Annotated in this window: 13 protein-coding genes; 8 read left to right on the plus strand and 5 right to left on the minus strand. The window is 27.2% G+C overall.

The window, feature by feature from the left end; all coding sequences use genetic code 11:
* Window positions 1-34 precede the first annotated feature (34 nt).
* The 3 genes from I2A66_RS02445 to I2A66_RS02455 are packed head-to-tail and all read left to right on the plus strand — an operon-like array spanning window position 35 to window position 3,163.
* Window positions 35-1,435, plus strand: a complete 1,401-nt coding sequence (locus I2A66_RS02445) for an MFS transporter (protein WP_122639506.1) — start codon at window positions 35-37, stop codon at window positions 1,433-1,435.
* 3 nt (window positions 1,436-1,438) lie between these two features.
* A complete protein-coding gene (locus I2A66_RS02450; protein WP_147515464.1) occupies window positions 1,439-2,308 on the plus strand; it encodes an amidohydrolase family protein in 870 nt (289 codons plus the stop codon).
* Window positions 2,309-2,323: 15 nt separating this feature from the next.
* Window positions 2,324-3,163, plus strand: a complete 840-nt coding sequence (locus I2A66_RS02455; protein ID WP_122639504.1) for a creatininase family protein — start codon at window positions 2,324-2,326, stop codon at window positions 3,161-3,163.
* Between the two features lie 106 nt (window positions 3,164-3,269).
* Here the strand turns inward: I2A66_RS02455 and I2A66_RS02460 are convergent, their stop codons facing one another.
* On the minus strand, window positions 3,270-3,449 hold the full coding sequence (locus I2A66_RS02460; RefSeq protein ID WP_147515463.1) for a hypothetical protein: 180 nt from the start codon (window positions 3,447-3,449) through the stop codon (window positions 3,270-3,272).
* Between the two features lie 288 nt (window positions 3,450-3,737).
* Here I2A66_RS02460 and I2A66_RS02465 point away from each other — a divergent pair, with 288 nt between their 5' ends.
* Entirely contained in the window at window positions 3,738-5,165 is a 1,428-nt protein-coding gene (locus tag I2A66_RS02465; RefSeq protein ID WP_195250883.1) for a potassium/proton antiporter, read from the plus strand.
* A gap of 266 nt (window positions 5,166-5,431) precedes the next feature.
* On the plus strand, window positions 5,432-6,145 hold the full coding sequence (locus I2A66_RS02470; RefSeq protein ID WP_122639501.1) for an acyl-[acyl-carrier-protein] thioesterase: 714 nt from the start codon (window positions 5,432-5,434) through the stop codon (window positions 6,143-6,145).
* Window positions 6,146-6,191: 46 nt separating this feature from the next.
* On the opposite strand, the gene I2A66_RS02475 is transcribed toward I2A66_RS02470, so the two are convergent.
* Complete coding sequence (locus I2A66_RS02475; protein WP_122639500.1) at window positions 6,192-7,025, minus strand: helix-turn-helix domain-containing protein; 834 nt, start codon at window positions 7,023-7,025, stop codon at window positions 6,192-6,194.
* A gap of 174 nt (window positions 7,026-7,199) precedes the next feature.
* Between I2A66_RS02475 and I2A66_RS02480 the strand changes: the two genes are divergently transcribed.
* Genes I2A66_RS02480 through bilR form a run of 3 tightly spaced genes read left to right on the plus strand, consistent with a single transcriptional unit; the run spans window position 7,200 to window position 11,312 of the window.
* On the plus strand, window positions 7,200-8,564 hold the full coding sequence (locus tag I2A66_RS02480) for an MFS transporter (protein ID WP_122639499.1): 1,365 nt from the start codon (window positions 7,200-7,202) through the stop codon (window positions 8,562-8,564).
* A 25-nt stretch (window positions 8,565-8,589) separates the two neighbouring features.
* Window positions 8,590-9,351: an alpha/beta hydrolase gene (locus I2A66_RS02485; RefSeq protein WP_122639498.1), complete on the plus strand. Its 762-nt coding sequence runs from the start codon at window positions 8,590-8,592 to the stop codon at window positions 9,349-9,351.
* 38 nt (window positions 9,352-9,389) lie between these two features.
* Window positions 9,390-11,312 carry a bilirubin reductase, long form gene (gene bilR / locus I2A66_RS02490; protein WP_147515461.1) on the plus strand — a complete coding sequence of 641 codons (1,923 nt, stop codon included), beginning with the start codon at window positions 9,390-9,392 and terminating at the stop codon, window positions 11,310-11,312.
* A gap of 44 nt (window positions 11,313-11,356) precedes the next feature.
* Here the strand turns inward: bilR and hpf are convergent, their stop codons facing one another.
* The 3 genes from hpf to I2A66_RS02505 form a co-directional block, all read right to left on the minus strand.
* A complete protein-coding gene (hpf, locus tag I2A66_RS02495) occupies window positions 11,357-11,890 on the minus strand; it encodes a ribosome hibernation-promoting factor, HPF/YfiA family (protein WP_147515460.1) in 534 nt (177 codons plus the stop codon).
* 311 nt (window positions 11,891-12,201) lie between these two features.
* Window positions 12,202-12,939 carry a LytR/AlgR family response regulator transcription factor gene (locus tag I2A66_RS02500; RefSeq protein ID WP_147515459.1) on the minus strand — a complete coding sequence of 246 codons (738 nt, stop codon included), beginning with the start codon at window positions 12,937-12,939 and terminating at the stop codon, window positions 12,202-12,204.
* 14 nt (window positions 12,940-12,953) lie between these two features.
* Window positions 12,954-13,889 carry a sensor histidine kinase gene (locus I2A66_RS02505; RefSeq protein ID WP_122639495.1) on the minus strand — a complete coding sequence of 312 codons (936 nt, stop codon included), beginning with the start codon at window positions 13,887-13,889 and terminating at the stop codon, window positions 12,954-12,956.
* Window positions 13,890-14,113: the final 224 nt, after the last annotated feature.

Here is a 14,113-nt window from a genome sequence, read left to right on the forward strand (position 1 = left end):
AAAAATCATTAAATTATTTAGGGGGAAGATATATATGGTAAACAAAAGCGTGCGTCCTTTTGGTAAAAAGGATGAAATAGGTTATGTATTTGGAGATATGGCAGGGAGTTTTGTTAATTTATTTGTAGATGCATACTTTTTAATATTCTGTACTTATGTATTAGGAATTAGTAGTGCATGGATGGGGACATTATTCTTAGCAGCTAGATTATGGGATGCTATTAATGACCCTATAATGGGTTCTTTACCAGACAGATGGATGATTGGTAAATCAGGTGATAAGTTTAAGCCATGGATTAAAATATTTATGGTTCCACTAGCATTATCAGGAGTATTGTGTTTTACTAGTGTTCCATTCACTGGAGTTGCATTACATGCTTGGGTAGCTTTTGTATATGTATTATATGGAATGAGCTATACAGGAACTTCAATGCCTTTTGGAGCTATGGCAAACGTTGTTAGTACAGATCCAATTGATAGAAGTAAGTTATCAAGAGCAAGAAGTATAGGTGGTACACTTGTTGGTATAGGGGCTTTATCTTTTGTACCAGTTATATGTTTTGATGCAAATAGCAATATTATCCCAGAAAGATTTACATTATTAGGAATTATATTTGGTATTTTAAGTATTATTAGTTATTCTCTTTTATTAAAAAATACAGAAGAGCGTGTTCGTGTTGAAAAGAAAGAAAATGGTGAGAAGTTTAATTATGGAAATGTTTTAAAAGCAGTTGTTAAAAATAGACCATTAATAGGAGTCATGATAGCAACTATAGGTAGTATGCTTTATATAACTGGCTCTAGCCAAATAAGAAGTTATATATTTAAAGAGTATTATCAAAATACTTCTATAATGACTTTACTTAGTTTTGCATCAGTGCCAATTCTTTTACTTTGCTTCCCACTTGTTCCAAAACTTGTTGAAAAGTATGGTAAAAAGGCAACTTTAATGGCAGGAATTTTATTTAGTACTGTATTCAGTGTTATTCCATTTGTAGTTGAAATAAAGAATGTATATGTATATTCAGCTTTATACTTAATAGCGATGATAGGTCAAACTGCATTTACTATGTTAATTTGGGCATTAGTTACAGATTGTCTTGATTATAGCGAATGGAAATTTAACGAACGTAGTGACGGTTCTATGTACTCTTTATATACATTTAGTAGAAAAATAGGATCAACTATCGCTTCTGCATTTGTATCATTTGGATTAGGAGCAATAGGATATGTATCAGGAAGCAATGTAGTACAAACTGCAGAAACTATAAATGGTATATATCTTCTTGTAACATTACTACCAGTTATAACTTGTGTATTACAAGTAATAGGAATTGGATTTATATTTAATCTTAATAAAAGTAAAACAGAAGAAATGTATGATGCATTAAAACAAAAAAGAGAGAAAAACATTAAAGAAGTGGGGAATTTATAAAATATGAAAAAAATAGATATCCATCTTCATTTAACTTTAAATCAATACCCTAAAACTGATAAGATGTTTATTTCAAGTGCAGAAAATATGATACCTCACTTAAATAAATTAAACATTGAAAAAGGCATTCTAATGTCAGCTGGAGAAAACAATAATTCAATGATGCCAATTGGTTATAATGACGAATGTAGAAAAATATGTGAAATATTTAAAGATAAATATGTTTGGATGTGTAATTTAGATTATAATAATGAAGATAGTATATATGAAAGATTAAGTTTATACAAAGAACAAGGTGCAGTTGGTATTGGAGAATTTATGATTAATCGTAAATTAAATGATACCTTTATACAAAAAGTATTTGAAGCTGCAGAAAAATTAGATTTACCCATTTTATTTCATATGAGTCCCAAAGAAGGATATCAGTATGGTATTGTAGATGATAGTGGACTTTTCATGTTAGAAGAAGCATTAAAGAAGTATCCTAAATTAAAGTTTATTGGTCATAGTCAACCATTTTGGCATGAAATAAGCAAAGACCCAGGAAACTCTTTAGAAGAAAGAATGAAATGGGGAAGTGGCAAGGTTACTTTAGGAGGTAGACTACAATATTTATTTGAAAAATATCCTAATTTATATGGTGATTTATCTGCAAATAGTGGTGGTTGTGCTATTATGCGTGATGAAGGGTTTGGATTAAATTTTTTAAAGAAATACAATGATAGATTATTATTTGGAACTGATATGGTTAACAATGAAATGGAATTTCCACTTGGAAAGTGGCTTGATGAAAAGTATGAAGAAGGTTCTTTAGATAAAAAAACTTATGAGAATATTTGTAATAGAAATTCAGTTAAATTATTTAATTTATAAGTAGGGGAGATAAAAATGCGTACAAGAATATTACCAAAGATGCTTAATGATGAAGTTGAAGAGTATCTATCAAGAAATGATATTATTATAGTTCCAGTTGGAACAGTAGAACTTCATGGAGGATTTCCACTAGATTGTGAAACTACTATTAGTGAAGCTTATGCACTAAAAATGGCAGAGGCTTGTGATGGCTTAGTATTAACAGGTCTTCCATATTTTTATGCAGGAGCTACTGCAAGTGCAAGAGGTACAGTTCAAGTAAGTGTAAGAGAAGGAATCGATTATCTTGGAGCAATAGCAAGAAACTTACTAAGATTAGGATTTAAACGTCAAATTTATATAAGTTTCCATGGTCCAGCTCACATGACATGTAGTCCAATGATAAGAGATTTTATGGATGAAACAGGAGTTCCTATATTATATATGGATATGACAATGCATGTAATGAAAAATGCTCAAGATTTATTTAAATCTCTAGATAGCTTTCATGCTATTAGTGTTGGTGCTTATAAAATTATGAATAGAATAGAAGATGTTCCACTTACAACAAAATATGAACATAAAAATCCTCAATCGTGTAAACAATTTGATGATATATTTGGTATGGCATATCAAAGTGGCTCTATAGGATATTATTTCAAAGAAAAAGGAGATCATATGAGTACAACTGCTGTGCCAGATGAAGAAACTAGAAATAAATTAGCTAATGAAGGTGAAGAGCTTATTGAACAAATGGTAGAGAGAATGAACTTAACTCATGTTGTAGAGCAAATGAGAAAGCTTGAGGAATATAATAAGGAAGTAGAAGAAAAATGCCCTTGGGTACCATCTAATTTTAATAAAAATAGATTTTAATATAGTATAATTATAAAAATATGTCTAAAAATTTCTGCAATGAAACTTATTAGGCATATTTTTATTTATTATGTAAATTAAAATTTATTTAATTTATGAATTATATTTATAATGACAAGATACTTGATACAAAGCACTTTCTAATAAGTATAACTTGCCCTTTTTTTCTATACTTGAATTTAATCCATGTATCGTCTATATCAATTATTGTTCCTTTAACTTCACATATACCTAAAATAGTAATTTTACATTCATTACCTATTATATCTAAAAGTAACTTACTCATATCATTTCTCCTGTTGTATAAATAATTTGTGGTCAGTATTTCTTATCTAATAATAACAATACGTGATATTTTATATTTTAAACTTGATTAAAAAATTTAACAACAGAAAAGTGGAATCTATATAAAAAAGGAGACTATTCATAATTATATGAATTTAACAAGAATTTTACCTGGGATAGTTTGATAAACTGTAAAAAATATATTATGATAATAACATAATTATAGGAAATATTTGGATTTAAGATTCGAGTAATTAGTGATAATCTAAATTATATAAGGAGGAATTTAATGACAGAATTGATGATAATTAGTGGTTTAGTATTGATCATCTGTATAACTTCAACTAAGGTTTTATATAAATTTGGAGTACCAATGCTTCTTATATTTATTGTCCTAGGTATGTTATTTGGATCAGATGGACTAGTTGGAATTTACTTTGATAACTATGAGCTAACTAGTACATTATCTTCACTAGGATTAGTATTTATTATGTTCTATGGAGGTTTTGGAACAAATTGGAAGATGGCTAAGCCTGTAGCACTTCCATCAGTATTGATGTCTTCATTAGGTGTTATAATGACGGCAGGTCTTACAGGTTTATTTTGTCATTTAGTAATAAAGACTACTCTATTAGAAGGAATTTTAATAGGAGCAATAGTAGCATCTACAGATGCTGCATCAGTATTTGCTGTTTTAAGAGCTCAAAAACTAAATTTAAAAGGTTCATTAGCATCACTTTTAGAAGTTGAAAGTGGAAGTAATGATCCAATTGCATATATGATGACTCTTATAGTACTTACAATGATGAAGAGCTCAGGAGATTTAAGTATAAGTACGGTGTCACCTATAATAATTAAGCAGATTGTATTTGGATTGATAGTAGGTTTTTTACTTGCAAAGAGTACGGTTTATATACTTAAATACTCAAACTTTGAAGTAGATGGATTTTATACAATATTTGTAACTGCTGTTGCAATACTTTCATATTCACTTAGTGAGTTTTTAGGTGGAAATGGATATTTGAGTGTATATATAGCAGGAATAATAATTGGAAATAGTAAAGTACCTAAAAAGAAAAGTATGTTTCATTTTTTTGATGGAGTATCTTGGATTATGCAAATAGCATTATTTTTTATATTAGGTCTGTTATCTTTCCCATCAAGGCTACCTTATGTTACATCAACGGCAGTATCTATATCTCTATTTATGATATTAATCGCAAGACCATTAGCTACATTTATAATACTTAGTCCATTTAAATTTACAGCTAAAGAAAAAATATTTATATCTTGGGTTGGGCTTAGAGGAGCTGCGTCAGTTGTTTTTGCAATATTTGCAGTTACATATGGCGTTAGTATAGAGAATGATATATTTCATATTATATTCTTTATAGCTTTATTCTCGGTTGCAATACAAGGAACACTTATACCTAAGGTGGCTAGTGTATTAGATTTAGTTGATAATGAAGATGAATCTTTGGTATTGAAAACTTTTACAGATTACACAGGTGAAATAAATACTGATTTATTAGAGGTTAGCATAACAAGAGATAATCAATGGGTAGATAAAACGATTATGGATTCAAATATACAGGAAGATATACTCATTGTTATGATAAAGCGAGATAATAAAATATTAGTTCCTAAAGGGTCTACAGTAATAAGAGATGGAGATACATTGGTTTTAAGTGGAAATAATATAAAACATTTAATATAAAAGTAAAATATGTATTACAAGTGAATAATATATTTTAAAGATAATTTAGGCATAAACTAATCTCTATATAAAATAGAGATGTTTATGCCTAAATTACTTTTCATCTAAAAATAATCAATTAATAGCCCAATAGTTTTATTTAAATTAAGGAATTATCCTTATGATATAATAAAAGTGTATATATATTTAAATATGAATTGATCTAATACTTATAAAAAAGTATAAAATAACATAACTGATAAAAATATTTAGAAAGGTGAACATTTATGATATATAGTACTAATTATATAATTGGATTAGAAGATATAGGACAGAATAACGAAGCTACAAACAAAGCACTTCTTAAAATAATGGAAGACGTATCAGGATTTCATTCAGCATCTATAGGGTATGGGGTATTTGAAGTAGAAAGTAAAAGAAAGGCATGGATGCTTTTAGACTGGAAAATGAAAGTCATAAAAAGACCTAAATATAATGATGAAATAAAAGCTCAAACATGGTCAAGGGGATCAGATAGATTATATGCATATCGTGATTTTCAGATTATGGATAAAGAAGGTAATGTAATTGCTATAGCTACATCAAGATGGATATTTGTAGATATAGATAGAAGAAGACCCGTAAGACTTACACCAGAGTTAATTGATTTATATGAATCAGAACCTGATAAAAGAGTATTTGATGAAGATTTAGAAGACATAAAATGTGAAGATTACATATTTAAAAAAGAATATTATATACAAAGAAGAGACATAGATATAAATGAGCATATGCACAATTTAAGCTATCTTGATATGGCATATGAAATTTTACCTGAAGATATTTATAAGACTATAGTGTTTGACAATGTAAGAATAATATACAAAAAAGAGATTGTATATGGTGAAATGGTTGAGTGCTATTATACTGTAGAGGATGACAAGCATATTATTACAGCTAAAACTAAGGATAAATTAAATGCGGTAATAGAATTATCATAAAATAAATAGAAAAAGCCATCCAAAAGGATTTATTGGATGGCTTTTTCTATTTATATTTTTTTATTTCATTATAATATTCTTTTGGTGTAACTCCAAACTCCTTTTTAAAAGCACGGAATAAATTATTATAACTTCCTATTCCGCAAATATTTGCAACGTCTACTATAGACATTCCTTCTGCTATAAGTTTTTTTGATAAATCTAATTTAGCTTTTACTATATAACGATGTAAAGTTAATCCCGTAGTTTTTTTGAATTCTCTAGATATATGAAATTTACTAACATAAAATTCTTTTTCAAGATCATCAAGAGAAATTTCTTCTGTAATGTGGTTGTTAATATATGCAAAAATATCATCTATTAAAAATGGTTTACTTCTTTTTATTTTTTGCTTTGGTTCTGCATATATACAGGATCTTAGTATTAGAACTAGAACTATTGATAACATACTTTTAATATATAGGTTGTTAGCAAACTCATAATTTTCCTCTTTTAAATAAGCAAGCTTTTTTAATATATTTTTTGTTAACATATTGGTTTCTGTATTTGCATCTATAACTGCACACTCAAAAGGTACAGTATTAAAACTTTTAACAAGGTCTGTTTCTTCATCAGATAATTTATATAGTAATTCTGCTGTAACTGATAGTTCATAGACTATTAAAAGTTGTTTTGATTTTGATTCTATATCAATAAAATTATTAGGACTTATTAAAATAATATTATCAGTGCTACACCTTTGAGATTGATTATTTAAATTTAAATTACAATCTCCCGAAAATACAAATAATATTTTATAATATTTATTTGAGTTAATTCTTTTAGTTTTTATATTATTAAATTTAAATTCCCTTACAAAATAATCTTTTTTATCAATCATTAATACCCCCCCTTTTATAGTTTAATAGCTAATATATCAATTTTTGTTAATATTATATCAAGATATGAATATAATTTTATTTTACAATATGAGATAATAAAAATACAAATAAATATGACAGTTTTGTTAAATTTATTTACAATCTATTTTTTATCAATAACAAGGGGGTACTTTATGCAAAAGTTTTCAATGAAAGATAAGATTGGTTATACTCTGGGGGATTTAGGGTGCTGCTGTACGGAACAGTTTAGGGCTATGTTTTTAACAGTATTTTATACATTAGTTCTAAAAGTTAACCCTATCCATGTAGGTACAATAATGCTAGTAACAAAATTTTGGGATGCTATCAATGACCCTATAATAGGAGCTATTATAGATTCTCGTAAAGCAAAACCTGGTAAAAAATTTATACCTTGGATTCGTACATTTTCAATACCTTGTGCAATTTTAATGTGTATTGGATTTTTAAATGTTTCTAATTTAAATTATGGTTTAAGATTAGCTTATATCTTAATTACTTATGTTTTATATGAAGCTATGTATACTTGTGTAAACGTTCCATTTGGATCATTATCAAGTGTTATGACAGATGATACTAATCATCGTACAGATTTATCAAGATATAGAAGTTTAGGTGGAACTATTTTTATGACTGTAATAGTTATCGTTGGACCATTATTTTTATATAAAGATAACAAACCTGTACCTTCAAACTTCTTACTATTAGCTATTATTTGTGCTTGTGCAAGCGTTTTCTGTTTACAAATTACATCTGTATGGTGTAAGGAACGTGTTGAGTTACCTCATATAGAAAAGGAAAAATTTAGTTACATTGAAGTATTAAAAAATATATCAAAAAATAGAGCTTTATTAGGAGTTATAATTGCTAGTTTAGTTGGTATGATATCAGCTAGTGTTGTTAATGGATTAAATACATATTTATTTAAAGATTATTTTGGTAATGTAAAAATAATGGCTGTTTCAGGAATGTTAAGTACAGTTTATTCAATAATTACATTCATTGGAACTAAGTTTGTTGCTAATAAATTTGGTAAAAAAGAATGGTGTATGTATGGAGCTGGTTTTGCTGCGATAGTGTATGGAGTTTTATTTTTCTTCCCAATAGATAATCCTATAATGTTTATAATAATCAATGGGGTTTGCTATATAGGAGCATCAGGTTTCCAAATACTAATTTGGGCTATGGTAAATGACTCAATAGATTATCAAGAGTTACAAACTGGAACTCGTAATGAAAGTATAATTTACTCTACATATTCATTCTTTAGAAAACTTGCTGCTGCATTAAGTGCTAGTTTAAGTAGTTTTATACTTGCATTTATAGGATATAACGTACATGCTTCTACTCAAACAGCAGAAGTTGCTTCAAAGCTTTGGAAATCGTATACAGGAATTTATTCTATAGGATATTTAATAGCAATATTAGCATTATTCTTTATATATCCTTTAAGTAAGAAAAAGACTCAAGAAATGTTACAAGAGTTATCAATTAAAAGAAAGAATATAAAAAACATTTAAAATATGCTTATTTAGGAGAGATATGATGATTAAATTAATAGAAATAAAAAATCGTAAAAATAATACATTAAGAGGTGTACTTACCCTTCCTGATAATATAGAAAATCCTTTTATAGTGTTAAATCTACATGGATTTGGAGGAAGTATGTCAGGGCATAGATATGCTCATGCTCATTTATCTAGAATACTTGATTTTAATGGATTCGGATGTGCTAGATTTGACTTTTATGGCTGTGGTGAAAGTGATGGAGAATTTGAAGAAATGACTTTTACTGGTCTTATAGAAGATGCTATTGACGTATATAATTGGTTAGTTGATTCAAAAATAACGACTTCTGATAAAATCATATTATCTGGTCATAGTATGGGTGGTTATGTAGCTGCATGTGTTGCTCCAAAGTTACAACCAGCTGCTTTAATTCTTATGTGCCCTGGTGCTGGAATGTGGTACGGTTGTAAAGAACGTGCAGATGAGCTGAAAGATAAATCAATACAATATGCTAATATGGAAGGATTAAAATTTAATATTGACTTTAATTATGATTTATACAACTATGAGCCATTCTCAAGTGCTATGGGATATGACAAAGAAGTTCTAATTATAAGAGGGACTGAAGATAAATTAGTTGATGATCGTACTTGCCAAACTTATTTAGATTGTTATAAAGATAATAAAACAACATATATACAAATTGAGGGTGCAGGTCATAACTTTGAAAATATAAATGCTAGAAGTGAATGTGAAGATGCAATTATCGATTTTTGTAAATTAATTAATAATAAATAAATGTAAAATAATTAAGAATAAATTTAGGGGGGATTTATATGAAACTTTTAGAAACAATCAATGTAGGAAATATTACACTAAAGAATAGAGTTATGTTTCCACCATTAACTACTGGTTATGAGGGGAGAGATGGTAGCATAACTAAACAAAGTATTGAATTTTATGAAAGATTAGCAAAAGGTGGTGTTTCATACATAGTAATAGGTGATGTTTCTCCGATTAATAGTTTTTCTCCTACACCAAAACTATATGATGATAGCCAAATTGAAGGTTTTAAAAAATTATGCGATTCAATACATAAACATGGGGCTAAAGTTTCTGCTCAGATATTTCACACAGAATATGACTGTGATGCTATAAATAAGATGTTTGCAAGTGGTGATATGAAAGCAGTAAGAGAAAAATTACATCACGATATGAAGCACTTTGTTAATGAAGTAAGTGAAGAAGGCTTAAATAATATTATAAAAAAAATGTGTGATTGTGCAATTCGAGCTGAAAAAGCTGGTGTTGATATTATTCAAATACATGGTGATAGATTAGTTGGATCATTATGTAGTACTATATTAAACAAAAGAAATGATAAATTTGGAGGAACTCTAGAAAATAGAACAAGATTTGCACTACAACTTGTAAAAGCATTAAAAGAATCAGTTCCTAATATGCCTATTGATTATAAATTTTCAGTTGTTACACCGCAGAGAGGTAAAGGTGGCATAAATTTAGATGAAGCACCTACTTTTGCTAAATGGCTAGAAGAAGCTGGAGTTGATATGCTTCATGTAGCTCAAGCTAATCATACTGGTAATATGGCAGATACTATTCCTCCAATGGGGGTTCAACCTTATGGGTTCTTTGTTGATATTGCTGCTCAAATCAAGAAAGTAGTGAATATACCAGTTAGTACAGTTGGTAGAATATTTAATCCTAAAATGGCTGAAAGCATTCTAGAGTCTAATAAAGTAGATATAATTGGACTTGGTAGAATTTTACTTGCAGATCCTGATTGGGTTAACAAAGTAAAAGACAATAAATTTGAAGATATACGTGAATGTATATGTTGTAATAAGGGATGTACTGATAACATACAAGAGCGTAAGTTTTTAAGTTGTATACTAAATGCTGAAAATGGATATGAAGGAACTAGAAAAATAACTAAGGCTGAAACTAAGAAAAATGTTATAGTAGTAGGTGGAGGACCTGCAGGACTTGAAGCTGCTCGTGTAGCAAGTCTAAAAGGTCATAATGTTACTTTATTTGATGAAAATACATCTTTAGGAGGTCAATTAAATTTAGCATGTATACCTCCTAGAAAAAATGAAATACGTAGAGCTATTAGATTTTTAACACATTCAGTAACATCTCAAGATGTAAAGTTAAGACTTGGAAAGAAGGTAAGTCAAGAAGATATATTATCTTTAGAACCAGATGCTGTATTAGTTGCAGTAGGTGCAAGTAATATTATTCCAAGTATAGATGGTCATAGTAATCAAATGGTATGTGATGCATGGAAAATATTAAGTGGAGAACAACAAGTATTTGGTAATATAGCTGTTATTGGCGGAGGTATGGTAGGTTGTGAAGTAGCTGAGTACCTATGCCTTCAAGAAGGAAATAAGGTTTCTATAATTGAAATGGATGATAATATAGCTAAAGGTGAAAGTAGTACAATACTTCCAACTCTAATGGAAAACTTCAATAAAAATAATGTTAAGATATATACAAATCATAAGGTTAATAAGATAAACAAAGAAAATATAGTATGTGAAAATGATAATAAGGAAATTGAAATACCTTGTGATTATGTAGTTATGGCAGTTGGTGCTAGACCTAATAGTTTTGATATTGATAAGTTATTAGAAAAGAATATCAAAGTTGTTAAAATTGGTGATTGTAAGGATAGAGCATCTGATATTGAGAATGCAATTAAAACTGCTTATGATACTGCTAACGAAATATAAAATAATAAACCCCTAGGTAATATATTACCTAGGGGTTTATTATTTTATATTTGTTCAATTAATCCATAACCATCATGTCTTTTGTAAACTATATTTAAATCTTCAGAATCTAAATTTCTAAATACAAAGAAATTATGTCCTAATAAATCCATCTGCATAATAGCATCTTCAGTAGTTAGAGGTTTATCAAGATTAAACTTCTTAACCCTTTTTATAATACTATCACTTTCTATATTTATATCATCATATTTATCTATATTATTGAATCTAATACTTTCATTAGATTTATTTTTATTAATAAGTTGAGTTTTTAATCTTCTTATTTGTTTATATAACTTATTATAAACTACATCTATAGCGTTATATAAATCATCTTTTGAATCTTCAGCTCTGATTATAGTCCCATTTTTAGTGAATATAGTCACCTCTATTTTCTGACTTCTCTTAGTAACATCTAATTTTACATGTACATCTGTATCATCACTTAGATACCTTTCTAAGTTATAAAAAGTATTTTCTATTTTTTCTCTAATAGAATTTGTTAGTTCAACTCTTTTTGAAACGATATTAATTTTCATAATTATGTACCTCCAATATTAAATGTTTGTTTTACTAATTCTAAATATCCACTTGGATGGAAATAGTAAGTTTTTGTCTATGTCCTGCAGGAAAATTATTTATTATAATCTAATGTCATATTGGAATGATTTGGATTATATTATTATAATAATATGAAAATGTTTTCAAGAAAAGACTGTTTTTTTATGGAATTTTCTGATAATATATTGATTATACGGTGTATTTATAGTTGAACTACTAATAAATCTAATAAATAACTGCACCTAATATTTTCAAATATTGAAACTACTAAAGTGCAGCTATTTTTATATTAAAATCTTTTAGTTCGATAAAATCTATAAAGAAAATCCTTTTCTAAAGACTTATTTAAAATAGCAGTCTTATCAAAATTAATAAAGCGAATTTCTAGAGATGACTTATTAATAGGTACTACTTTATGAATTAACTTTAAATTGACAATATATTGTTTATGTGTAGCAAAAAAGTTAGGTGGCAACCTTTTAGATAAATCTTCAAAACTCTCATAAAATTTTATTATATCGTGATCTTTAGTATAGAGATTAATAGCTCTAGAATTTTTTTCAAAGATAACAATATTATCAAAATTAATCATATGGATTTGTTTTCTTACTTTATAAACAAATAATGTATCTTCAATAAAATTAGTTTTAGCCAATTTATGAGAATTAATATGATCTATGGCAATATTTAAAGAGTCTAAGATTTTCTCGTTAGTAAAGGGTTTAACTATGAAATCAACAGGATGAACTTTGAAACTCTCTAAGCTATAATCAGCAAAACCAGTAACAAATATTATATGAACATCTTCATCTATTTTTTTTATTTCCTTAGCACAATCAATACCATTTTTATAAGGCATATCTATATCTATTATAAGTAAATCTATTTTTTCACTTTTAATAAATTCTATGGCATCTATTCCGTTTTTTACTTTCTTTACATAGTCTACATAGTTAGAATCTTTTATTATTTTTTCTATATCATCTCTAATAATTTTATCATCATCACATATTAAAACTTTTATCATTAAAAAATCTCCTTTTAGCAGTATTTCGGTATTAAAATAGTAAATTCAGTTAAAAATTCATCACTACTTGCAAAGATATGGTAACCATACTTATTTAGAATATTTTTAACTAAATAAAGCCCATAGCCTCTGTTATTACCATCTTTAGTAGAAAAACCTTCTTCAAAGATACTCTCTGTATTGTATATTTTAGGTCCATTATTTTTTATTGATATAACGTACTGGAATTCATCCTCATATACAAAGAGTTTTATATATTTATTATCTTTTTTTATTGTAGATAAAGAATCAATAGCATTATCAATAATATTTAAAAGTACAGAACTCATATCACTGGGTTCTATTATAAGATTATCAATAAAATCTTGAATATAAACATCAAATGTAATATTTTTTGTAAGGCATTCTTCGTATTTTAATGAGGCTATAGCATCTAAATATGATACTTTTCCATATCTAGAAGTCTTAGATCTAAAGCTATTAGAGATATTTATAATATAGTCTTTTGCATCGATATTTAAATTATTATTAAGTAGAGAATAAACTACTTGTAAATGCTTAAGATAATCATGTTTTTGACTTCTAAGTTTGGAGATAATATTATCTTTATGTTCTACTTTATTATTTAATTTATTTAATTCAGATTTATATTCATAATTTATATTTATAATTTTTGTAAATTTATATCCAATACATAAACAGATAATCATTACTGTAAATGCTAATATTGATGTGAAGATACCCTTTATCAATAAATTTTCATTTAATCTATACAATGTATAAGTAAACATTTTATAAACTATTAAAAATGATAACGATGATATAAATAAAGTGAAAATATTTCGCTTTCCTAAATTCATTTCATTATAAAAATTATATCTATATAAAATTAGACTAAATAATATAAAAAAGACTAATAAGCCTACTGTAAATATAAAAACATTATACATATTTAACTCCTTAACTATTCATTTATAATAGAAGTATATCATTTATAAAAAGATATGTAAAAAGTTGAAACTTACATAAATAAGGACAAAATCTGCACATAAGTTATTATAAATGAACAAAGAACTATAATAAATTTGCAAAAACTCAATTTGATAGAATTATTTTTCATGGATATAATGAACTTGTTCAAGATAAGAAGTTATTTGTATGAAAGGAAGTGAAA

It is taken from the genome of Romboutsia sp. 1001713B170207_170306_H8, from assembly GCF_015550495.1.
In the GTDB taxonomy this organism is placed as follows: Bacteria; Bacillota; Clostridia; order Peptostreptococcales; family Peptostreptococcaceae; genus Romboutsia_E.

Bases quoted from the DNA above. Each gene is read 5' to 3' on its own strand.
- I2A66_RS02445 (WP_122639506.1), top strand. From the start codon at position 35: ATGGTAAACAAAAGCGTGCGTCCTTTTGGTAAAAAGGATGAAATAGGT.
- I2A66_RS02450 (WP_147515464.1), top strand. From the start codon at position 1,439: ATGAAAAAAATAGATATCCATCTTCATTTAACTTTAAATCAATACCCT.
- I2A66_RS02455 (WP_122639504.1), top strand. From the start codon at position 2,324: ATGCGTACAAGAATATTACCAAAGATGCTTAATGATGAAGTTGAAGAG.
- I2A66_RS02460 (WP_147515463.1), bottom strand. From the start codon at position 3,449: ATGAGTAAGTTACTTTTAGATATAATAGGTAATGAATGTAAAATTACT.
- I2A66_RS02465 (WP_195250883.1), top strand. From the start codon at position 3,738: ATGACAGAATTGATGATAATTAGTGGTTTAGTATTGATCATCTGTATA.
- I2A66_RS02470 (WP_122639501.1), top strand. From the start codon at position 5,432: ATGATATATAGTACTAATTATATAATTGGATTAGAAGATATAGGACAG.
- I2A66_RS02475 (WP_122639500.1), bottom strand. From the start codon at position 7,025: ATGATTGATAAAAAAGATTATTTTGTAAGGGAATTTAAATTTAATAAT.
- I2A66_RS02480 (WP_122639499.1), top strand. From the start codon at position 7,200: ATGCAAAAGTTTTCAATGAAAGATAAGATTGGTTATACTCTGGGGGAT.
- I2A66_RS02485 (WP_122639498.1), top strand. From the start codon at position 8,590: ATGATTAAATTAATAGAAATAAAAAATCGTAAAAATAATACATTAAGA.
- bilR (WP_147515461.1), top strand. From the start codon at position 9,390: ATGAAACTTTTAGAAACAATCAATGTAGGAAATATTACACTAAAGAAT.
- hpf (WP_147515460.1), bottom strand. From the start codon at position 11,890: ATGAAAATTAATATCGTTTCAAAAAGAGTTGAACTAACAAATTCTATT.
- I2A66_RS02500 (WP_147515459.1), bottom strand. From the start codon at position 12,939: ATGATAAAAGTTTTAATATGTGATGATGATAAAATTATTAGAGATGAT.
- I2A66_RS02505 (WP_122639495.1), bottom strand. From the start codon at position 13,889: ATGTATAATGTTTTTATATTTACAGTAGGCTTATTAGTCTTTTTTATA.